A 21,166-nucleotide genomic window follows, 5' to 3' on the forward strand; every position below is an offset into this window, starting at 1 on the left:
CGATCTCTGCTCGCCCTCGCCGGAACCGTCACCGCCCTCTCCCTGGCCGCGGCCGTCCCCGCCTCCGCGGACGGCGCCGTGCTGACCACCGGCGGTACCGGCGGCACCGCCGTCGCGGTGGGTGACGTCCTCACCGCGCCGCTGGCCAGCGGCACGAGCGCCACGCTCTACTCCTCCGCGACCGGCACCAGCGGCGTCACCTGCACCTCGTCGCAGTTCACCGCCACCGTCACGGACAACCCCGCCGCCCCCGGCACGGCCACCGAATCGGTCAGCGCGCAGACCTTCGACAGCAGCCGCTGCACCAGCAACGTGCTCGGCGTCACCGGCGTCACGAGCATCACGGTCGACAACCTGCCGTACACCACCACGGTCGCCTCCGACGGCACCCTCACCGTCAGCCCGGCGAGCGGCTCCACCATCCAGACGACGGTCAAGCTGCGCACCCTGCTCGGCAGCATCACCTGCGTCTACCAGGCGGCGAGCCTGACCGGTAAGGCCGACAACGCCGACAACAGCATCAGCTTCACCAACCAGCAGTTCACGAAGAGCTCCGGCTCCTCGCTGTGCTTCGCCAGCGGCTACTTCACCGCGAAGTACGCCCCCGTCACCGACGCGGGCGCGCCCGTCTACGTGAACTGACGCCCGCGGGCCCGGCGTTCAGCGCCGGCGCAGCCGCAGCGCCAGGGCGGCGCCCCCGGTGAGTACCAGCACCGCGGCGGCGCCGCCCGCCAGCAGCGGCGCGGAGGGACCCGAGCCGTCGGGAGCGGTGTCGGAGGCCACCGGTGTGCTGTCGGCGGCGCCGTCCTCGGCCCGCGGCGCGGCCGACGTCCCGTCCGTCGCCCCGGCCGCCGGTGTCGTGGGCACGGCGGCACTCCTCGAAGGGCTCGCGTGCCCCGAAGGATGCCCGGTCTTCGAGGAGTCGGGCTTGGCGCTCGTCGCCGCGGCGCCGCCGGCGCGCTCCTCGGTCGTACCGGATCCGGCGCCCGACCCCTTCGAGAACACCACGTCGGAACACGAGTAGTAGGTGTCCGGCGTGCTGCTGTTCTGCCAGATCGTGTACAGCACCTGCCGCCCCGTCCGGTCCGACGGCAGCTTCGCGGCGATGTGGTACGCCCCGTTCGTCAGCGCCGGGTCGGTGACCTGCGCGAAGGGCCGCGTCGGCAGGTCGGACCAGGTCAGCGGCTTGGCGGGGTCGTAACCCGGCTTGGTCAGATACAGCTTGAACGTGCCCGTGTGCGCGATCGTCGAGGCGTACGTCATGGTCAGCCGCCCGCCCGGGGCCAGCCGCGTCGACGGCCAGTCCGCACGGGCGAGGTCGAGGCCCTTGTAGTCGGACAGGCCGCCGCTGCACAGCTTGCCGTCCGGAATCGTCTGCCGGTCCCGGCCGTTGACGCCGGCCACCCGCAGGTTGTCCCACGCGACGAAGGTATTGCCGCCGCTCGCCGCGGTCGCGGCCCGGCAGGCCGCCGTACCGGCGCTGCCGCCCGAGGGGGAGCAGCCGTACACCCGGCTGACCGGGTTCGTGGGGGCGCCGTGCGCCAGGGCGGGGCCCGCCGTCCACAGGGACAGCAGGGCCGAGGCCGCGACGGCGGCCCCCGTGACCCTGAAGGGTGCGGTCATCCGTGACATCCGGGACGTCTCCTCGGCCGGCGCGGGAACGGTCTGCTCCGTGCAGTACGGAAATCCGCCCCGTCCCGTTCAGGCCGCGACCCGTTGCCCTGAGCGCAGCGACGACGGGCACCACCTTCTCCCGGGCCGCCGCCGGAACCCCCCAAAAACCACGCGGACGCCGGAGAATCCAGGGCCGGTCGGTGCACATGCACCGACCGGACCGTCCGTTTTGAGGCCCCCTCTAGGTCCCATTGAGGACTATCGGTTCCCCTCGTATCGTGGCGATCACCGAACGGCGGTTCGCCGCCCGCCGTGGCCTCCGGAAACGGTCGAGTGTCGAGGGAGGGACGTTCTTTGACTTCGTCCGCTTACGGAGCCCCGAACGTGACGACGGCCGTTCGCACACCAGTTACACGTGTCGATCACCAGGTCTGCACACCTGGATCCCGCTGGCACACGGTGAGTTATCGTGAGCAGGGGGTAAAAAACAAACGGCACGTCCCGTTCGTGTCCGGCCGCAAGGAGAGTCCAGCCCATGGCGAGGCAGTTACGCGCCGAACAGACCCGCGCAACGATCATCACGGCCGCGGCCGACCTGTTCGACCGTCACGGCTACGAGTCCACCAGCCTGAGTGACATCGTCGAACACGCCCAGGTCACCAAAGGGGCCCTGTACTTCCACTTCGCCGCCAAGGAAGATCTGGCGCACGCCATCATGGAGCTCCAGTCCAGGGCTTCGCGCCAGGTACTGAGGGAAGTGGAGGGCCGCGGCTACTCCTCGCTGGAGTCGCTGATGCGCACCACGTTCGGCATCGCCCGGCTCGCCGTCGAAGGCCCCATCCCCCGCGCCGGCCTACGCCTCGCCACCGCCGAGGTCGTCGTACGCCCGCCGCTCAGGCACCCCTTCACCGAGTGGCTGGACCTGACGAACCGCAAACTCTCGGGCGCGGTGAAGGAGTCCGACGTACACCCCGACATCGATATCGAGGCCGTAGCCCACTCCCTGGTCTGTTTCTTCGTCGGCACCCGTGTCGCCGGCCGCAACCTCGAACCCGTCACCCGGCTGCCCCGCAGAATCGCCGAGATGTGGCACCTCATGATCCGCGGCCTGGTGCCCGTCCCCCGCCGCGCCCGCTATCTGACGCTCGTCTCCCAGCTGGAGCGGGAGACCCGAATGCTCTGACCCGGGCGGTACGGTGACGCGTATGCCCGACACCCCCGCCGCCCCCGACACCCCCGTCATCCTCGGCGACGAGCCCGGTTCGTTCCCCCGCAGCGTGCTGGCCGAGCGGCACCCCGCGATCATCCGGCAGGTGCGGGACGCCTTTCCCTACGGCCCCGAGCAGCACCGCGCGCTCGACGCGCTGCTGGCCAACTGCACCGAGGGCGTCATCGAGCCGCTGCCCGCCGACGCGCCCGACCGGGACCGGTGGACGGAGTGGGGCGCGGACACCTGGGCCGGCCGGTCCTGGTTCGACGTGCCCTGGCTGTGGTCCGAGAGCTACTTCTACCGCCGGCTCCTCGACGCCGTCGGCTGGTTCGGCCCCGGCGCCTGGCAGGGCATCGACCCCTTCCGCCCCTTCAAACTCGCCGAACTCGACGCCAAGGAGACGGACGAGGAACTGGCCGCCCTCGACGCTCTGGACGAGCGCACGGCCGAGGAGCGCGGACGGGCCCTGCTGCACGGCTCGCTCTGGGGCAACCGCGCCGACCTCGGCTTCCGCCTCTCCGACGGCGGCGCCGAGGCTCGTCAGGCCGTCCCCGCCCTGGTGGCCGACGACAGCGAGGTCCTCTGGTCCCTGCTCCCGCCGTCCGGCACGGGCACCGTGTGCCTGGTCGCCGACAACGCCGGCCGCGAACTCGTCCCCGACCTGCTGCTGCTCGCCCACCTCCTCGCCGAGGGGCGCGCCGCACGGGCCGTCCTGCACGTCAAGCCGTACCCCTACTACGTCTCCGACGCCACCACCGCCGACGTGGTCGACGCGGTGCGCCGGCTCGCCTCGGCGCCGTGCGCGGCGGCCAGGTACGGGCGAGGCCTCTGGTCCGCCCTGGCCGACGGCCGGCTCACCGTGCGCGCCCACCCCTTCTCCAGCGCGCCGCTGCCGTACGCGGACATGCCCGACGACCTGCGCGCCGAGTTCGCCGCCGCCGTGCTGACGATCGTCAAGGGCGACCTCAACTACCGGCGCCTGGTCGGCGACCGTCGATGGCCGCCGACCACCCCCTTCCGGGACGTCACCGCCCACTTCCCCGGACCGGTCGCCGCGCTGCGCACGCTCAAGTCCGAGGTGATCACCGGCCTGGACGCCCGCACCGAGGCGGCGCTGGTCGCCGCGGAGGGGCAGCGCTGGCGCGTCGGCGGCACGCACGCGCTGATCCAGGTCGATCCGTTCAGCCGAGCCGCATCGGCAGCGACTTGATGCCGTTGATGAAGTTCGACACCAGGCGCTCGGCCGGCCCGGCCAGGCCGGGCGCGGGCAGCACGTCGAGCGCCACCTCGTAGAGCTGCCGCAGCTGGAGCCGGGCGAAGTGCGCGCCCAGACAGACGTGCGGGCCGTCCCCGAAGGACACGTGCGGGTTCGGCGTCCGGGCCAGGTCCAGACGGTCCGGGTCGGTGAACACCCGCTCGTCGTGGTTGGCCGAGGCGTGGAAGACGACCACCTTGTCGCCCGCCCGGATCTTGCGCCCGGCCAGTTCCGTGTCCTGCGCGGCGGTACGCCGGAAGGTGAGCACGGGCGGATGCCGGCGCAGCAACTCGTCCACGGCCGTGTCCATCCGGACCTTCCCCGCGCGCAGTCGCTCGTACTCCTGGGGGTGCTCGGCCAGGGCCAGCAGCCCGCCGGGAGCCGCGCCGCGCACGGTGTCGTTGCCGGCGACGGTGAGCAGGAAGAAGAACATCTCCAGCTCGGCAGCGGTGAGTTCGGCGTCGTGCGCGAGGGCGGTCATCACGTCGTCGGCGGGGTAGCGCCGCTTGTACGCGGCCAGTTGGCGCGCGTAGGCGAACATGTCCTGCAGCATGGCCGGCGAGCGCGGATTGACGGGGCGGCCCGTGCGGTCCAGCACGCGGGGACCGGCCTCGTCCGGGTCCTGGTAGCCGATCACCCGCTGCGTCCAGCGCAGCAGGATCCGCCGGTCGCCCTCCGGGACACCCAGCAGGTCCGTGAGGTTGAGCAGCGCGTACTCGTCGGTGACGGTGGTGACCAGGTCGGCCGTGCCGTCGCCCTCGCGGGCCGCCTCCAGGGCGTCGGCGAACAGCGCGTGTGCCCGCTCCCGCGCGACGTCCGCGAACCGGTCGACGCGCTTCGGCGTGAACGCCCGGCTGACCAGCCGGCGCAGCCGGCCGTGCTGCGGCGGGTCCTGATTGAGCATCATGCGCCGGATGAACGGCAGGTCCGCCGGGTCCGGGTCGCGGATCTGGGTCGCGCCGAGGTGCGAGGAGTACGTCCCCGAGTCCTTGAGCACCCGTACCACGTCCGCGTGCCGGGTCACCGCCCAGAAGCCCGGCCCGGCCGGCCAGCCCAGCACCTCCGGCTCGTCCTGCCAGGCCACGGGGTGGTGGTCGCGGAGCACGCGGTAGTCGTCGTAGGGCACCGCGGCGGCGTAGCGCCGCGGATCGAAGACGTCCGGGACGGGCGGAGCCTCCGGTACGTTCACGCCGGCCGGCCCTTGTCCGCGCCGTCGTCGCGGAGGAAGTCCTCCACCACGCTGATCAGCTCCAACGGGGTCTCGTCCATCGCGTAGTGACCGGCGCCGGCCAGCCGGTGCAACTGCGCCCGCGGGTACCAGCACATCCAGGTCTCCTGGACCAGCGCCGGCGACAGCGCCGGATCCAGTTCACCGGCGACCGCCAGCGCGGGCACGACGCAGCCCTCGACGTCGGCGCGGAAGTCGTCCTCCGCCCACGAGTCCAGCCAGGCGCGGAAGGCCTTGGAGTCGCTGCGCTCCAGCGAGGTGGCGACCATGCGGTCCAGCCAGGCGGCGGGACGGCGGCCGCCGGTGGTGAAGTCGATGATCGCGCGCCGGTTCTCCGGTCTGTACGCCGCGTCCGCGAACAGCTCCCACTGCTCGCCCGGCAGCGGGAGTCCCGAGGCGGGCACGGGGGAGACGCCGACGATCCGGCGCAGTCGGTGCGGGGCCACCGCGAGCAGCCGCTGGGCCACCGCGCCGCCCATCGAGTGCCCGACCACCGAGAACCGGTCCCAGCCGAGCCGGTCGGCCAGCTCCACCAGATCCAGCGCCGCCTCGCCGGTGGTGTACGCGCCCACGGCGTCCCTGGCCCGGCCGTAGCCGCGCAGATCGACCAGCGCGTAGGTGAACGTCTCGCGGTCCAGATCGGGCAGCACGGCCGCGTAGGCGGTCCGGTCGGCGAACCAGCCGTGCACGGCGAACACCTTGTGGGCGCCGGCGCCGTGCACCTCATGAGGCAGCACGAAGGAGGTCATGCGATCTACCGTGGCCCGCGGGCGGGGGCTCGGCAAGGGCGCCGTTCCGACACGCGGCGCGAACTCCACGCGGGTGGGGGGAAGTTCCCGGTATTCCGCCCGGTTCACGCGATGGTGTGATCATCGCCTGCCCGGCGGATGGCCCTCCGGGGCCACGGGTAGGGCCCCGGCCATGACGCAGCCGTTCGAACTCCCGCACTTCTACCTGCCGCATCCCGCGCGGCTGAACCCGCAGGTCGACGAGGCGCGCGCCCACTCGACCGCGTGGGCGCGCGAGATGGGCATGCTGGAGGGTTCCGGGGTCTGGGAGCAGGCCGACCTGGAGGCGCACGACTACGGCCTCCTGTGCGCCTACACCCACCCCGACTGCGACGGACCCGCCCTCTCGCTGATCACCGACTGGTACGTGTGGGTGTTCTTCTTCGACGACCACTTCCTGGAGAGGTACAAGCGCCCCCAGGACCGCGCGGCCGGCAAGGCACACCTCGACCGCCTGCCGCTGTTCATGCCGCTCGCCCCCGAAGCCGTCGTACCGGAGCCGTCGAACCCGGTCGAGGCGGGCCTCGCCGACCTGTGGGCGCGTACGGTGCCGTCGATGTCCGCCGACTGGCGCAGGCGCTTCGCCCTCGCCACCGAGCACCTCCTCAACGAGTCGATGTGGGAGCTGTCCAACATCAACGAGGGGCGGATCGCCAACCCCGTCGAGTACATCGAGATGCGCCGCAAGGTGGGCGGCGCCCCCTGGTCGTCGGGGCTCGTGGAGTACGCGACGGCCGAGGTGCCCGCCGTCGTCGCCGGGACACGGCCGCTCCGGGTGCTGATGGAGACCTTCTCCGACGCGGTGCACCTGCGCAACGACCTGTTCTCCTACCAGCGCGAGGTGGAGGACGAGGGCGAGAACAGCAACGGCGTGCTCGTCCTGGAGACCTTCTTCGGCTGCACCACCCAGGAGGCCGCCGACACCGTCAACGACGTCCTCACCTCGCGCCTGCACCAGTTCGAGCACACCGCGCTCACCGAAGTGCCCTTGCTCGCCCTGGAGAAGGGCCTCACCCCGGACCAGGTCGCGGCCGTCGCGGCCTACACCAAGGGCCTACAGGACTGGCAGTCCGGCGGCCACGAATGGCATCTGCGCTCCAGCCGGTACATGAACGAGGGCGCCGTGTCCGCCTCCCCGTGGCAGGGCCTGACCGGACCCGGCACCTGGGCCGCCGACATCGGCGCCCTGCTCGCCTCGGCCGCCGCCGAGCGTCTGCGCGCGCACTCCCATGTGCCCTTCCAGAAGGTCGGCCCGTCCCTGCTGCCCGACTTCCGGATGCCCTTCCAGCTGGAGCTCTCCCCGCACCTGGACGGTGCCCGCGAGCGCCTCACCGGCTGGATGCACCGGACGGGCATGCTCCAGGAGGGGGTCTGGGACGAGGACAAGCTCCTCGCCTACGACCTGCCGCTCTGCTCGGCCGGCCTCGACCCGGACGCGACGCCCGAGGCCCTCGACCTCAGCGCGCAGTGGCTCGCGTGGGGCACGTACGGCGACGACTACTACCCCCTCGTCTTCGGCCACCGCCGCGACCTGGCCGCCGCCCACCTGACCACGAAGCGGCTGTCCGCGTGCATGCCCCTCGACGGCGAGGCGGTCCCCGCCCCGGCCAACGGCATGGAACGCGGACTGGCCGACCTGTGGGTCCGCACCACGGCGGGGATGCCCCACGACGAGCGCCTCACGCTGAAGCGGGCGATCGACACGATGACCGAGAGCTGGGTGTGGGAGCTCGCCAACCAGCTCCAGCACCGCGTCCCCGACCCGGTCGACTACCTGGAGATGCGGCGCGCCACCTTCGGCTGCGACCTCACCCTGAGCCTGTGCCGGGCGGGCCGCGGCCCCGCGATCCCGCCGGAGGTGTACCGCAGCGGGCCGGTGCGCTCACTGGAGAACGCGGCCATGGACTACGGGTGCCTCGTCAACGACGTCTTCTCCTACCAGAAGGAGATCGAGTACGAGGGCGAGATCCACAACGCGATCCTCGTCGTCCAGAACTTCTTCGGCGTCGACCACCCGACCGCGCTCGGCGTCGTCCACGATCTGATGACCCAGCGCCTGCGCCAGTTCGAGCACGTCGTGGCGAACGAACTGCCGGTCGTCTACGAAGACTTCGGCCTCACCGAGGAAGGGCGCGAAGGCCTTGGGGCCTACGTGGCCGACCTGCAGAACTGGATGGCCGGTGTGCTGAACTGGCATCAGCGGGTGGACCGCTACAAGGTCTCCTACCTCGCCCGTCGCTCCCACGGCTTCCTGCCGGACACCCCGCCCGCTCCCGCGCTGCCGGTCAGCTGAGCTTCCCGATCCGCGCCGACGCGTCCGCGGCGAGCTCGCGCACGGCCCACGCCGCCGTCTCCGAGAGCTCGCCGCGTATCTCCTCCCCGGCGGCCAGCACCGCGCGGGCCTGTTCGGGGCGGCCCGTGTCGGCCAGGGTGCGGGCGAGCCGGTAGTGCTCCTCGGCGATGAACGAACCGAGGTTCGTACCCCGCCAGTGCCTCAGCGAGTCGTCGGTGGGGCCGGCCAGGACGTCCCGCAGGGCGGACAGCGCGTCCGCCGCCCGGTCCGGCTCGCCGCTCTCGCGCTCCAGGCGTGCCTGGGTCAGCCGGGCGGACACCCGGTCCCCGGGGGTGTCCTGGAGTGCGACGTACAGCCGCTGGGCGCGCACGGCCTGCCACAGGTCGCCCAGGCACTCGAAGTCGTGGGCGAGGGAGCGCAGGGGTGAGGTGTCGAGCTGCCGCGACCCCGGGCGCCGTCGCAACGCGCTCTGGTTCATGTCGATCTCGTCGAGCCGGCGGATCAAGGCGATTCGGGCGAGCTCGGTCAGGCCCTGGTCCGCTGCCAGGCCGGTCCAGGTCGACAGCGGCTCGTCGGCGGGATCCGTACCGAACAGGCAGTCGTCCACCTCGCGGGCCCACCGCCGCAGTTCCACGCCACCGGCGTCCGGTTCGGGTATTTCGCCGAGGCCGCACCGGGTGTCGAAGTCCGTGTCGCGCACCGCGTGCAGCAGCGGCAGGTCCGCGCTGTCCCCGTGCAGCCCCACCAGCACGGCGGCGAGCCGCAGTTCGTCGGACATCGACGACCCGGCCTCCCGCCGCAGCAGCGGCCGCAGGAAGGCGAGGTCGCCGTCCGCGCGGTCGAACTGCGCCGCTCGCAGGGCCACGCGGCGCCGTACGGGATCGTCGGCCACGGCGGCGAGCACGCCCGCGTCCCCGGCGCGCAGCCCGGCCAGATCCGCCCGGCCCCGGGCCAGCACCGGCTCCCACAGGGGCGGGCGGACGTCCGGGGCGAGCGGCCGGTAGGCCAGTCCCTCCTCCGCGTTGAGCAGCACGAAGTCCGGCTCGGTGCGGGACAGGGCCGCGTGCAGCATCCCGACGAGCTCGACCGGGGACCGCTCGGGAAAACCGAGCGCGGCGCGGAGTTCGGCCCGCTCCTCGTCGATGCCGTAGCACTCCCGGAGCTCCTCCTCCGTCTCGGCGACGTGGGCGAGGATCTTCTCCGGGCCGTCGGCGGGCGACAGGCCCAGGTAGTCGTGCCAGCCGGGCAGCCCGGTCAGTATGTCGAGCGCCTCGTCCGCGGACGCCCCGATGATCCCGGCCGAGCCCTCGGAGTCGGCGTACAGCACGGAGCCGTCCGCGCACACGAAGTACGTACCGCCGGTGTCGCCTCCCGCCACCACCTCCAGCGGACCGCCCGAGGCGAGGCGGACCGGCTCGCCGTGGCCGTGGGCCGCGCGGTCGAGATCGAAGTCGAAGGGGAACGCGGCCAGTTCGGCCAGGTGACGGTCCTGCCGAAGCAGCCGCAGGGCGAGATCGGTCATGTCACAGAACGTAACAGCCGCCACTGACAACGGGACGCACCCGAGGCCGGGCCCGTACGCCTCGCCGCCACCGGCGATTTCCGGACCTTCTCGTACGGAAGGGGACGTTCAGTGAACGTGGGCGGGTCGTCGGGAGTCTTCCGGGGTGAGGGGAACGCAAGACGACGGAACACACGGGGGTGTTCGACTTGTCCGAGATCACCGCGATCACTGAGACCACTGGGACCACTGAGAACAACGGGACCGCCGAGGCCACCGAACTGACGCCGTACGTGGCGCCGTTACCGGTCCCGCCGGTGTTGCGGCCCGCGTCCGCCGACGTGACGCACGAGACCGAGATCGCGCTGCGCCCGACCTGGGTCCGCCTGCACCCGCAGCTGCCGCCCACCCTGATGTGGGGCTACGACGGCCAGGTGCCGGGCCCGACCATCGAGGTGCGGCGCGGAGAGCGCGTCCGCATCGCCTGGACCAACCGCATTCCCAAGGACGGCGAATACCCGGTCACCTCGGTGGAGGTGCCGCTGCGCACGGACGGCCGTCCGCAGGCCACCACCGAGCCCGGCCGCGAGGGCGTCGAGCCGAACAAGGACGTGGCTGCGCTGCCCGCCTGGTCGGTGACCCATCTGCACGGCGCCCAGACCGGCGGCGGCAACGACGGCTGGGCGGACAACGCCGTCGGCCACGGCGACGCGCAGCTGTCCGAGTACCCGAACGACCACCAGGCCGTGCAGTGGTGGTACCACGACCACGCCATGAACATCACGCGGTGGAACGTCCACACGGGCCTGTACGGCACCTACCTCGTCCGCGACGACGAGGAGGACGCCCTCCACCTCCCCTCCGGGGAGCGGGAGATCCCGCTGCTGCTCGCCGACCGCAACCTCGACACCGACGAGGACGGCCGCCTCAACGGCAGGCTGCTGCACAAGACGGTGATCGTCCAGCAGAAGAACCCGGAGACGGGCAAGCCGGTCTCCATCCCGTTCACCGGCCCGTACACGACGGTCAATGGCCGCATCTGGCCGTACGCCGACGTGGACGACGCCTGGTACCGCTTCCGGCTGGTCAACGCGTCCAACGCGCGTATCTACGACCTCGTCCTGCTCGACGAGGACGACAACCCGGTCCCCGGCGTGGTCCACCAGATCGGCAGCGACGGCGGGCTCCTGCCGCGTCCCGTGCCGGTCGACTTCGACGACGCGCTGCCCACCCTGACCGCCGCCCCGGCCGAGCGCTTCGACCTGCTCGTCGACTTCCGGGGCCTCGCGGGCCGGCGGCTCCGCCTGGTCAACAAGGGCCGCAACCAGCCCGCGGGCGTGTCCGACCCGGCCGGTGACGTGCGCTACCCGGCCGTCCTGGAGTTCCGGGTGCGGGACAGTGGCGGCGCTGACACCTTCGAGCTGCCCGAGGTCCTCTCCGGCTCCTTCCGCCGGCTCACCCACGACATCCCGCACGGCCACCGGCTGATCGTGCTCACCCCGCCCGCCACCAAGGGCGCCGGCGGACACCCGGAGATCTGGGAGATGACCCAGGTCGAGGACGCCGGCGACATCCAGGTGCCGACGGACGGGATCATCCGGCTCACGGGTGCGGACGGGACGACGAAGACCTACCGGCGCACGGCCCGGACGTTCAACGACGGGCTCGGCTTCACCATCGCCGAGGGCAGCTACGAGCAGTGGAGCTTCCTCAACCTCGCGCCGATCGTCCACCCCATGCACATCCACCTGGCCGACTTCCAGCTCCTCGGCCGCGACGCCTACGACGTCTCGGGCTTCGACCCGGCGGTGGGCGGCACGGTCAAGCCGGTGGCGTTCGCCCCTGGCACGCAGCTGCCGCTGGCCCCCAACGAGCGGGGATACAAGGACGTGTTCCGGGTCCCCGGTGGCCAGATCCTGCGGGTCATGGGGCGCTTCGACGGGGCCTACGGCCGGTTCATGTACCACTGCCACCTGCTGGAGCACGAGGACATGGGCATGATGCGGCCCTTCGTCGTGCTGCCGCCCGAGGCCCTCAAGTTCGACCACGGCGGCTCGCACGGCGGCCACGGGGAGGGCCACTCGGGTCACGCGGGCTGAACACGCGCGCGTGCGGCGCGTTCCACGGCGGCTCGTGCCAGCGCCCGGATCACCGGGTGCGGGCGCGAGCCCTCGTCGGAGAGCTCCGGCTGGAAGAGCGTGCCGAGGAAGAAGGGGTGGCCGGGCAGCTCGGCGACGCGCACCCGGCCCTCCTCGTCGTGGCCGGAGAAGCGCAGACCGTGCGCGCGCAGCGTGTCGAGGTGGCGGGAGGGGCCGTACGCGCAGAAGTACCGCTCCACCGTCCGCGCCGAGCCGATCACGGACTGGGCCAGCGAGCCCGGTTCGAGCGTCACCGGCGCCTCGTGGCCCACGAGGGAGCAGGCCAGCGGTTCGATCAGCGGGTCTTCGGCGTCGGGGTCGTTCTCGGCGTGCGCGACCCGGGTCAGGCCGCACACGGTGCGGGCGTATTCGAGGAGCGCGTGCTGGAACCCGCCGCAGGTGCCGAGGAAGGGGATGCCCTCCTCGCGGGCGGTGCGGATGGCCGCGAGCACGCCGGCCTCGCTGCGGTACGGGCTGCCCGGCAGCACCCACACGGCGTCGAAACCGCGTACCGCGTCCGCGGCGACGGCGTTCTCGGACGGGATCCAGTACGCGTCCAGGACGAGCCGGTCGTGCTCGGCCAGCGCGTCGAGCAGGCGCGGGACGCGGGTGTGCGAGGCGACGTTGGGGGAGCGGTCCCCGACCAGGGCGATCGTGGCGGTGTGCGCTGCGGTGTCCGTCATGCCCCCATCCTGGGTACCGGCCCCGGTTCACGTCCAACGATGATCCGTGCACGGTCGATAAGCTTTCCTGATGGAGTGGAATGCTGTCCGGCATGGACCCGCATCTGCTGCGTACGTACGTCACCGTCGCGCGCCTCGCCTCCTTCTCGGAGGCCGCCCGCGACCTGGGCTACACCCAGTCCGCGGTGTCCCAGCACATCGCCGCGCTCGAACAGGACCTCGGCACCCCGCTGCTCACCCGCCGTCCCGTCGCGCCCACCGCGGCCGGTGAACGCCTCCTGGACCACGCTCACCCGCTGCTGCTGCGCCTGGACGCGGCCCGTGCGGACGTCCTGCGGCTGGCCGCCGCGCCCGCCCACGGGCTGACCCTCGCCACGACGGCGACCGCGCTCGGGCCCCGCGTCCTCGCCGCGCTCCCCGCCGCGGGCCTGACCCTGCGCGTCCTCGCCCGGGACGAGATCCCGGCCGCGGTCGCCACCGGCGCCGCCGACCTGGGCCTGGTCGACGGGATCGCCGCGCCCAGCGACCCGCTGCGGCTGCCCGACGTCGCGCCGTTGACCGCCCGTGGCGTCGCCGAGGAGCCGGTCAGCGTCCTGCTGCCCGCCGCGCATCCGCTCGCCCTTGCGCACCGGCCGAGGGGCGGGGGAGACGCCGCCACCCCGGGACTGAACCTCGTGGACCTGGCCGACGCCCGCTGGCTGGACGCGCCCGACGCGGGGCTGCCGCTGGCCCAGCTGCGCGCGGCGGGCGGCGGCGGGGCCTTCCGTACGGCCCTGCGCTACGAGGGAACCGACGTCCACGCCCTGACCGCCCTCGCCGCCGCGGGCCACGGTCTGACCCTGCTGCCCGACTCGGCAGCGGCCCGGTTACCGGGGGCGGTCGCCGTGCCGCTCACCGCGCCACGGATCGTGCACCGCACGGAGCTGTTGTACGGGGGAACGCCGGGCGGGGCCGCGGCGGCGTTCCTGGAGCGGCTGACCGGGGAGGCCGCCCCCGGCCGAGGCCGCGCGTCCCGTGCCGTGACGCCTATGACTTCCCGCCGTTGACCCTGGGTCAGTCTCACTCGTTCGTGGCTCGTCGCGCCCGCGTGCGCCGGGTAGAGCACCACCCGGAGGCGAACCATGGAACAGACTGCGTTGCGGCCCAAGCCGATGCCGGGCCAGGAGCGACCGGACGGCGACGGCACACCGGCCCCCGTCCGGCACCCGCACGCCGTGCGTCGGCGCGGCAGGCGCCTGAGGGCCCTGTTGTTCACCCTGTGCGTCGGGACGGTCCTGGTGCTGACCGGGGTCGGACTCGGCACGGTCGGCGCCACGGTGATCGGCATGAGCAGACTCGCCGAACTACGGCGGCAGACACCCCCGCCGAGCTCGTCCGTCCCGGTCGTGCCCCACGCCGCTGCGCTCCCGTCGCCGGCCCAGGCCGCCGCGACCCTCGGCCTGGAGGCCGTGGACGCCCACAAGCCGGGCGCGCTGGTCGTCGGCGTCCATGTGCCCGGCCCGGGCTTCACCGCGGGCCTCGTCCGGGGCGACGTACTGCTCCAGTTCGGCGCCACCCGGGTGGACACCGCCGCCGACCTGGTGCGCGCCGTCGCCCGCGCCCGTCCCGGGGAGCGGGTCACGCTCACCGTGCGTCACGAGAGCGGCGCGTTCCAGCAGTTGACGGTCGTCCCGGGTGTCGTGACCTGACCACCCCGAGACGGCTCGTCGACCCCGGGCCGACCGCAGACGCGCCGGGAAAACGCCCGGGCGCGGGCGGCGGCCACCGCAACCGGCTCGCGCCGCCCTCCGTGTCCGGGCAGGATGCTGCCCGTGGTCCCTTGTCCCGCACCCGCACGCGTCCCTCGGAGGCCCGGATGACCGGCAGCACGCCCGCGCCCTTCACCGCCGACGACTACCGGGCCCGGATGGAGCGTGCCGCGCGCTCCGCCGCCGACGCCGGACTGGCCGGCCTGCTCGTGGCGCCGGGTCCCGACCTGGTCTGGCTCACCGGGTACACGCCCACCGCGGTCACCGAACGGCTCACCGTGCTCGTCCTGGCCGCGGGGCAGGACCCCGTGCTGGTCGTCCCCACCCTGGAGGCCCCCGACGCCGAGACGGCCGTCGCCGCGCCCGTCCTGACCCTGCGGGACTGGACCGACGGCACGGACCCGTACGCGGTCACGGCCGCCCTCCTCGCCAAGGACGGCCGCTTCGGCATCAGCGACAACGCCTGGGCGATGCACCTGCTCGGGTTCCAGCGGACACTGCCGGACAGCTCCTACACCTCCCTCACCGACGGGCTGCCCATGCTGCGCGCCGTGAAGGACGACGCGGAGCTGGAGCTGCTGGCGGCCGCGGGGGCGGCTGCCGACGCGACGTTCGAGGAGATCCGCAAGCTTCCCTTCGCCGGCCGGCGCGAGTCCGACATCGGCCGTGACCTCGCCGACCTGCTGCGCCGCTTCGGCCACTCCCAGGTCGACTTCACCATCGTGGGCTCCGGGCCCAACGGCGCCAACCCGCACCACGAGGTCGGCGACCGCGTCATCGAGCACGGTGACATGGTCGTCCTCGACTTCGGCGGCCTCCGGGACGGCTACGGCTCCGACACCACCCGCACCGTGCACGTGGGCGAGCCCACGGAGGAGGAGCGGAAGGTCCACGACATCGTCCGCGCGGCCCAGGAGGCGGGCTTCGCGGCGGTGCGGCCCGGCGTCGCCTGCCAGGAGGTCGACCGGGCGGCCCGCACGGTGATCGCCGACGCCGGGTACGGCGAGTACTTCATCCATCGCACCGGCCACGGCATCGGCGTCACCACGCACGAGCCGCCGTACATGATCGAGGGCGAGGAGCAGGTCCTCGTGCCCGGCATGTGCTTCTCCGTGGAACCCGGCATCTACCTGCCCGGCCGCTTCGGGGTGCGGATCGAGGACATCGTCACGGTGACCGGGGACGGCGGCCGCCGCCTCAACAACACCACACGCGAGATGGTCATAGTGGACTGAGAGGAGACTCGGGAAACACCCTCGACGAAACCCCCGAACGGCAATGGCGCGACCATGACCCAGGCACCGACACCCACCGCGGACACCGTCAGACGACTGGTCCGCACGCTGCTCAAGGACGGCGCGGACGAGACCGCCGGCCCCGACGTGCGGCCCGTCGCCGAGGGCGGTGAGCACTCCACGTGGTGGGTCGGCGCCCGCCATGTGCTGCGTCTGGCCCCCGACCGTGACGCCTCCGTCCGCCGGCGCCGCGAACTGCGTCTGCGCGACCTCGTCCGCCCGCACCTGCCCGTCGCCGTCCCCACCAGCGTGGCGCACGGCGAGTGGGCCCCGGGGCTGGTCTACACGCTCGACATCAAGCTGGCCGGCGGCACGGGCGAGGAGCACGACGTGTCCGCAGTCGGCGAGGCCGACCTGGCCGGACTGCTCACCGGGCTGCGCGAGGTGCCGGTACGGCAGGCCGAGACGCTCGGGGTGCCGCGCACCGCGCCGCGCTCCCTGGAGGCGCTGCGCCGGATGGCCGTAAAGGCCGGTCAACGCCTCGGTGCCGCCGACGAGTTCGACCCGGCCCGGCTGCAGCAGCTCACACCGGCCGGTGCCGCGCAGCTCGCCGCGCAGCGCAGTGGCGCGGTACTGGTGCACCACGACCTCAAGGGCGAGCACCTCGTGGTGAGCGCCGACGGCCGGGTGCGTGGCGTGCTCGACTGGACCGGCGCGGCCGTCGGTGACCCCGCCGAGGACATCGCCGGGCTCTCCCTCGCCGTCGGCGCCGGCGCCGCCGTCCGGGCCGCCACCCTCGCGGGCTACGGCGCCCGCCCCTGCCTGCGCGGCCTGTGGCTGGCCCGCTGCGACACCGTCATCCGCCTCGGCGACCGCGTGGAAGGCCGCGACACGGGCCCCCTGCCCCTCCTGAGAACCCAGCTGCGCCGCGCCTGGGAGACCATCCTCCTGGAACGCGTGACGGAACTCCGCGACGAGGAGCCGGGCGGGGAGTAGGGGGCCACCCGGCCGGGCGGCCCCCGTCGGGCCCCGCTCTCAGTCCTGCGTCAGCACCACGCACGACTCCCCGGGCAGTCGCAGCATGCCGTCCGGGTCCGGGCCCTGGACCGGGTCCCAGGCGGCCAGGACCTCGGCGGTGCGGGTGCCCAGGGGGATCGCCGCCGGGTCCTTGCCGAGGTTCACGGCCACCCGGACGTCCCCGCGGCGGAAGGCGAGCCAGCGCGCCTCCTCGTCGTAGGCCACCCGGGTGTCGGCGAGGTCGGGGTCGGTCAGGTCCGGCTGCTCGCCGCGCAGGGCGATGAGCCGGCGGTACCAGGCCAGCACGCGCGCGTGGGGCTCATGTTCCGGCTCCGACCAGTCCAGGCAGGAGCGCTCACGGGTCGCCGGGTCCTGCGGGTCGGGCACGTCCTCCTCGGCCCAGCCGTGCTCCGCGAACTCCCGCCGTCTGCCCCGCCGTACCGCCTCGGCGAGCTCCGGATCCGTGTGGTCGGTGAAGAACTGCCACGGCGTGCCCGCGGCCCACTCCTCGCCCATGAACAGCATCGGCGTGAACGGCGCGGTCAGCACCAGCGTGGCCGCGCAGGCCAGCAGGCCGGGGGAGAGGGACCGCGAAAGCCGGTCGCCCTGGGCGCGGTTGCCGATCTGGTCGTGGGTCTGGCTGTAGCCCAGCAGCCGGTGCGCGGCCACCTGCGTCCGGTCCAGCGGACGGCCGTGCCGCCGGCCCCGGAAGCTGGAGTACGTGCCGTCGTGGAAGAAGCCGCCGGTGAGCGTCTTGGCGAGGGCCGCGAGCGGAGCGCGCGCGAAGTCGGCGTAGTAGCCCTGCGACTCGCCGGTCAGCGCGGTGTGCAGGGAGTGGTGGAAGTCGTCGTTCCACTGCCCGTGCAGACCGGTCCCGTGCTCCGCGCGCGGGGTGATGATCCGCGGGTCGTTGAGGTCGGACTCGGCGATCAGGAACAGCGGCCGGGCCAGCTCCTCGGCGAGGTCGTCCACCGCCGTCGACAGCTCCTCCAGGAAGTGGCACGCGCGCGTGTCCCGCAGCGCGTGCACCGCGTCCAGGCGCAGCCCGTCGATCCGGTAGTCGCGCAACCAGGCCAGCGCGCTGTCCACCAGATACGCGCGCACCCCGTCCGAGCCGGGCGCGTCCAGGTTCACCGCCGCGCCCCAGGGAGTGTGGTGGGTCTCCGTGAAGTACGGCCCGAACGTCGGCAGGTGGTTGCCCGACGGCCCCAGGTGGTTGTGCACGACGTCGAGGACCACGCCCAGGCCGAGCTCGTGCGCTTGGTCCACGAACCGCCGCAGCGCCGCGGGTCCGCCGTACGGCTCGTGCACCGCCCACAGCGAGACGCCCTCGTACCCCCAGCCGTGCTGCCCCGGGAAGGGGCACAGGGGCATCAACTCGACGTGCGTGACGCCCAGTTCCACGAGATGCTCAAGACGCCCGGCGGCGGCGTCCAGGGTGCCCTCGCGGGTGTACGTCCCCACGTGCAGCTCGTACACCACCGCACCCGGCAGCCCCCGCCCCGTCCACTCGGCACGCCACGCGTAGCGCCCGTGGTCCACGACCGCGCTGAGCCCGTCGGGCCCGTCCGGCTGGCGGCGCGAGCGCGGGTCGGGCAGCACGGGACCGTCGTCCAGCGCGAACCCGTACCGCGTGCCGTCCTCGGCCTCCGCCTCCCCGCTCCACCACCCCACCCGCTCCCCGTCGCGTTCCAACGCGCGCGTGGCGCCCTCGCAATGGAGCGTCACCCGGTCTGCCTGCGGTGCCCACACCTCGAACTGCACGGACGGTTCCCCTTCGTCTGCTCACCGTGATGTAGCTCGTCCATCGTGCCGCGAGCGAGATCAATCCGCTTTTGAATCGTTCCTTTCCCGGCAGGTGTCGCGCGATGTACGCATGCGGCGACCGTTTCCCTGTTTTCTGGACACCTGAGGTTCACTGACCGACAATCACGAGCGTGACGTCGTCCTTCGAGTTCAACACGTACCCCGCGCGGTTGTCGGACGCGGAGCGCGACAAGGCGCTTGAGGTGCTCCGGGACGGCGTCGCCATGGGGCGACTCTCGCACGACACGTTCGTGCGGCGCATGGAACTCGCGCTCGCCGCGCGCCGCTCGGACGAACTCGCCGCCCTCACCGCCGACCTCCCGAGGGAGAACCGCCTCTCGCGGGCCCTCTTCGGCACCGTCGAGGCGGTCTCCGGTTTCACCGTACGGCTGCGCAGGGCCTGGCAGGCCGAGCGGCTGCCCAAACTGCTGCTGCCGCAGGCGGCGGGCGGCCATCCGCTGCGCATAGGCCGCGACCCCGCCAACGGGCTGCGCCTGAACCACGAGACGGTCTCCCGCGTGCACGCCGAACTCAGGCGCCAGGGCGGGCTGTGGATCCTCAGGGATCTCGGTTCGACCAACGGCACCACCGTGAACGGGCGTCGCGTGATCGGGGCCACCGTGGTCCGCGAGGGCGACCAGGTCGGTTTCGGCCGGATGGCGTTCCGGCTCGCCGTCCGCTGACGGCCCACCTCGGCCGCGACCGCGGACCAACGCGGTGACATGGCCGAAACAAGGTTGTCGGTCGCGGTGTTGACGTACCCCTGAACTCGTGACTGACTGTGCGTACACCATGCACATCAGGTGAACCGACGGCACCACGTGGAGGTGTGCTCTGCCGCTCCTCCGCTACCCGACCGTGGACGAGCTGGGCGCCCGTGCCGCCGCGCTCGTCACCCGCCGCCCGCAGGACGCCCGGCTGCGCCGCGTCGGCACCTCCCGTGCGGGCACCCCCCTGTGGCTGCTTTCCGTCGGTCACGGCAGCCGCCACGTCCTCGTCGTCGCCGGTCCGCACGCCAACGAGCCGGTCGGGGGCGCCACCGCCCTGCGGCTGGCCGAACGGGCCCTCGCCGACCCCCGGCTCACCGAGGGCGCCGACACCACCTGGAACCTGCTGCTCTGCCTCGACCCCGACGGCTCCCGCCGCAACGAGGGCTGGCTGTGCGGGCCGTACACCCTGGGCCACTACTTCCGGAACTTCTTCCGGCCCGGCTTCCTGGAGCAGCCCGAATGGCTGCCGGAGGGCGCGGACGCCGTCGTCCTGCCGGAGACCCGTGCCCTGCTCGACCTCCAGGACGAGCTGCGGCCCTTCCTCCAGTGCTCGCTGCACGGCGTCGACGTCGGCGGCGGCTTCGTGGAACTCACCCGCGACCTGCCCGGTCTGGCCCGGCGCGTCGCGCACAGCGCGGCCCGTCTCGGCATCCCCCGCGAACTCGGCGCGTACGACACCCTGTACTGGCCGACCGTGGGCCCAGCCGTCTACCGGATCCCGCCGCCGCGCCGGGGCGACCTGGCCGCGGCCATCACCGAGGCGGCGGTCGAGTCGACCTGGTTCCACCCGCACCGGTACGGCACGGTGACCGCCATCGTCGAGGCGCCCATGTGGGGCGTCGCCGCGGTCGAGGACGCCTCACCGCCCGCCGACCGGGACGCGGTGCTGCGCACCGTCAGCGGCACGCTGCGGCACGACACGCTGCTCCTGGACGGCGTCCTGGACCGGATCCGGCCCCACCTGGCCGCGGCGCCCGACACCGCGAGCCTGCTCGCGCCGGTGGACGACTATTTACTGGTCTGTCCCGGCCTGGCCGACGCCTGGGACCCCGACACCGACGACGGCCGGGCGCGGCCGCTGCCCGCGCTCAACACCGCCCACCTGGCCGCCCTGCGGATCTCCGGGCGCCGGCTGGCCCTGCGCACCGCCGGTCTGCTGCACCAACTCGTCCGCGGCACCGGCCGGGACCCGGCCGACGCCCTGCCGGACCTGGACCGGCTGATCGACGAGTGGTGCGCGGACTACCGCGACGGCTGCGGGGCGCGCTGGATTCCGGTCGCCCGCCAGGCCGAGTACCAGGCCCGCGTGGTGCTCAGCGCGTTCGAGCTGGCGGACCGGTACGCGCGCGTACGGTCCCGTTCGGGTGAGTCGGGGTGGGGTACGGAGGCCGCGGTGCCGATGCATCGGGAATGACCTACCTCAGCACAGCGACGGCCGCCCGGGGCGCCCTGCTCGCGGCGGCCGCCCTCCTCGCCGCGGGCCCGGCCGCCGTGGCCGGTTCGACGGCCCACGGGGACCTCCGCTCCGGTTCCTGGCTCCACCTCACGGTCACCCACGGTGAGGTGCTTCCGCCGGCTCTCGCCCCCTTCGGTACGGGGGACGCCCCGGTCACCCGGAGCGCCCTCCTGCTGTGCGACCCGCCTCAGGGGCACCCCCACGCGGCCGAGGCCTGCGCCGAACTGGGGGCCGCGGGCGGCGACATCGGGCGCATCCCGCCGCGCGAGGACGCCGTCTGCGCGTTGATCTACGCGCCCGTCACCGCCCGTGCGACCGGGGTGTGGCAGGGCCGGCCCGTCGAGTACCGGGAGACGTTCGCGAACGCGTGCGTGATGACCGCGCGGACGGGGTCGGTCTTCGCGCTGGACGACTGAGACGGGCG

The 21,166-nt window shown here is 73.3% G+C and carries 18 protein-coding genes; 12 read left to right on the forward strand and 6 right to left on the reverse strand.

All coding sequences use genetic code 11. The annotated features are described in order from the left end of the window. Window positions 1-642: Tat pathway signal sequence domain protein (locus IPZ69_RS38275; RefSeq protein ID WP_235459328.1), on the forward strand; the 642-nt coding region annotated here is incomplete at its 5' end. An 18-nt stretch (window positions 643-660) separates the two neighbouring features. Here IPZ69_RS38275 and IPZ69_RS38280 read toward each other — a convergent pair. Further along, window positions 661-1,632 (reverse strand): lytic polysaccharide monooxygenase auxiliary activity family 9 protein, encoded by a 972-nt coding sequence (locus IPZ69_RS38280; protein WP_235459329.1) that lies wholly within the window; start codon window positions 1,630-1,632, stop codon window positions 661-663. A 517-nt stretch (window positions 1,633-2,149) separates the two neighbouring features. Here IPZ69_RS38280 and IPZ69_RS38285 point away from each other — a divergent pair. Both IPZ69_RS38285 and IPZ69_RS38290 read left to right on the forward strand, forming a co-directional pair. Further along, window positions 2,150-2,797 (forward strand): ScbR family autoregulator-binding transcription factor, encoded by a 648-nt coding sequence (locus IPZ69_RS38285; protein ID WP_235459330.1) that lies wholly within the window; start codon window positions 2,150-2,152, stop codon window positions 2,795-2,797. Window positions 2,798-2,819: 22 nt separating this feature from the next. Continuing rightward, a complete protein-coding gene (locus IPZ69_RS38290; protein WP_235459331.1) occupies window positions 2,820-4,034 on the forward strand; it encodes a damage-control phosphatase ARMT1 family protein in 1,215 nt (404 codons plus the stop codon). On the opposite strand, the gene IPZ69_RS38295 is transcribed toward IPZ69_RS38290, so the two are convergent. Both IPZ69_RS38295 and IPZ69_RS38300 read right to left on the reverse strand, forming a co-directional pair. Further along, window positions 4,006-5,268, reverse strand: coding sequence for a cytochrome P450 (locus tag IPZ69_RS38295; protein WP_235459332.1), 1,263 nt, complete (start codon window positions 5,266-5,268; stop codon window positions 4,006-4,008). The two genes, IPZ69_RS38290 and IPZ69_RS38295, sit on opposite strands and share 29 nt — an antisense overlap. Further along, window positions 5,265-6,056, reverse strand: coding sequence for an alpha/beta fold hydrolase (locus IPZ69_RS38300; RefSeq protein WP_235459333.1), 792 nt, complete (start codon window positions 6,054-6,056; stop codon window positions 5,265-5,267). Before IPZ69_RS38300 ends, IPZ69_RS38295 begins: the two co-directional genes overlap by 4 nt. Before the next feature lie 172 nt (window positions 6,057-6,228). On the opposite strand from IPZ69_RS38300, the gene cyc2 reads away from it, so the two are divergent. Further along, a complete protein-coding gene (gene cyc2 / locus IPZ69_RS38305; protein ID WP_235459334.1) occupies window positions 6,229-8,388 on the forward strand; it encodes a germacradienol/geosmin synthase Cyc2 in 2,160 nt (719 codons plus the stop codon). Here the strand turns inward: cyc2 and IPZ69_RS38310 are convergent. Beyond that, window positions 8,381-9,910 carry a hypothetical protein gene (locus IPZ69_RS38310; RefSeq protein ID WP_235459335.1) on the reverse strand — a complete coding sequence of 510 codons (1,530 nt, stop codon included), beginning with the start codon at window positions 9,908-9,910 and terminating at the stop codon, window positions 8,381-8,383. The two genes, cyc2 and IPZ69_RS38310, sit on opposite strands and share 8 nt — an antisense overlap. A gap of 206 nt (window positions 9,911-10,116) precedes the next feature. On the opposite strand from IPZ69_RS38310, the gene phsA reads away from it, so the two are divergent. Then, window positions 10,117-11,988 (forward strand): O-aminophenol oxidase PhsA, encoded by a 1,872-nt coding sequence (gene phsA, locus IPZ69_RS38315; protein ID WP_374295289.1) that lies wholly within the window; start codon window positions 10,117-10,119, stop codon window positions 11,986-11,988. Here phsA and IPZ69_RS38320 read toward each other — a convergent pair. Then, entirely contained in the window at window positions 11,976-12,710 is a 735-nt protein-coding gene (locus tag IPZ69_RS38320; protein ID WP_235459336.1) for a CTP synthase C-terminal region-related (seleno)protein, read from the reverse strand. The genes phsA and IPZ69_RS38320 overlap by 13 nt on opposite strands. Window positions 12,711-12,802: 92 nt before the next feature. On the opposite strand from IPZ69_RS38320, the gene IPZ69_RS38325 reads away from it, so the two are divergent. From IPZ69_RS38325 to IPZ69_RS38340, 4 genes are all read left to right on the forward strand, one after another. Then, window positions 12,803-13,756 (forward strand): LysR family transcriptional regulator, encoded by a 954-nt coding sequence (locus IPZ69_RS38325; RefSeq protein ID WP_235459337.1) that lies wholly within the window; start codon window positions 12,803-12,805, stop codon window positions 13,754-13,756. 75 nt (window positions 13,757-13,831) lie between these two features. After that, window positions 13,832-14,398, forward strand: coding sequence for a PDZ domain-containing protein (locus IPZ69_RS38330; RefSeq protein WP_235459338.1), 567 nt, complete (start codon window positions 13,832-13,834; stop codon window positions 14,396-14,398). 167 nt (window positions 14,399-14,565) lie between these two features. Next, a complete protein-coding gene (locus IPZ69_RS38335) occupies window positions 14,566-15,693 on the forward strand; it encodes an aminopeptidase P family protein (protein ID WP_235459339.1) in 1,128 nt (375 codons plus the stop codon). Window positions 15,694-15,747: 54 nt separating this feature from the next. Further along, the gene (locus IPZ69_RS38340; protein ID WP_235459340.1) at window positions 15,748-16,689 is read left to right on the forward strand and encodes a phosphotransferase family protein; all 942 of its coding nucleotides are present in this window, start codon (window positions 15,748-15,750) and stop codon (window positions 16,687-16,689) included. Window positions 16,690-16,728: 39 nt separating this feature from the next. Here IPZ69_RS38340 and treZ read toward each other — a convergent pair whose 3' ends face one another. After that, window positions 16,729-18,474, reverse strand: a complete 1,746-nt coding sequence (treZ, locus tag IPZ69_RS38345; protein ID WP_235459341.1) for a malto-oligosyltrehalose trehalohydrolase — start codon at window positions 18,472-18,474, stop codon at window positions 16,729-16,731. A gap of 173 nt (window positions 18,475-18,647) precedes the next feature. On the opposite strand from treZ, the gene IPZ69_RS38350 reads away from it, so the two are divergent. The 3 genes from IPZ69_RS38350 (at window position 18,648) to IPZ69_RS38360 (ending at window position 21,158) form a co-directional block, all read left to right on the forward strand. Further along, entirely contained in the window at window positions 18,648-19,199 is a 552-nt protein-coding gene (locus tag IPZ69_RS38350) for a DUF1707 and FHA domain-containing protein (RefSeq protein ID WP_235459342.1), read from the forward strand. 175 nt (window positions 19,200-19,374) lie between these two features. Continuing rightward, window positions 19,375-20,700 carry a M14 family zinc carboxypeptidase gene (locus IPZ69_RS38355; protein WP_235459343.1) on the forward strand — a complete coding sequence of 442 codons (1,326 nt, stop codon included), beginning with the start codon at window positions 19,375-19,377 and terminating at the stop codon, window positions 20,698-20,700. Beyond that, a complete protein-coding gene (locus IPZ69_RS38360) occupies window positions 20,697-21,158 on the forward strand; it encodes an SSI family serine proteinase inhibitor (RefSeq protein WP_235459344.1) in 462 nt (153 codons plus the stop codon). The genes IPZ69_RS38355 and IPZ69_RS38360 overlap by 4 nt, the downstream gene beginning before the upstream one ends. The last annotated feature ends 8 nt before the right edge of the window (window positions 21,159-21,166 follow it).

Origin of the sequence: Streptomyces olivochromogenes, from assembly GCF_021538895.1 — a bacterium.
Taxonomy (GTDB): domain Bacteria; phylum Actinomycetota; class Actinomycetes; order Streptomycetales; family Streptomycetaceae; genus Streptomyces; species Streptomyces olivochromogenes_A.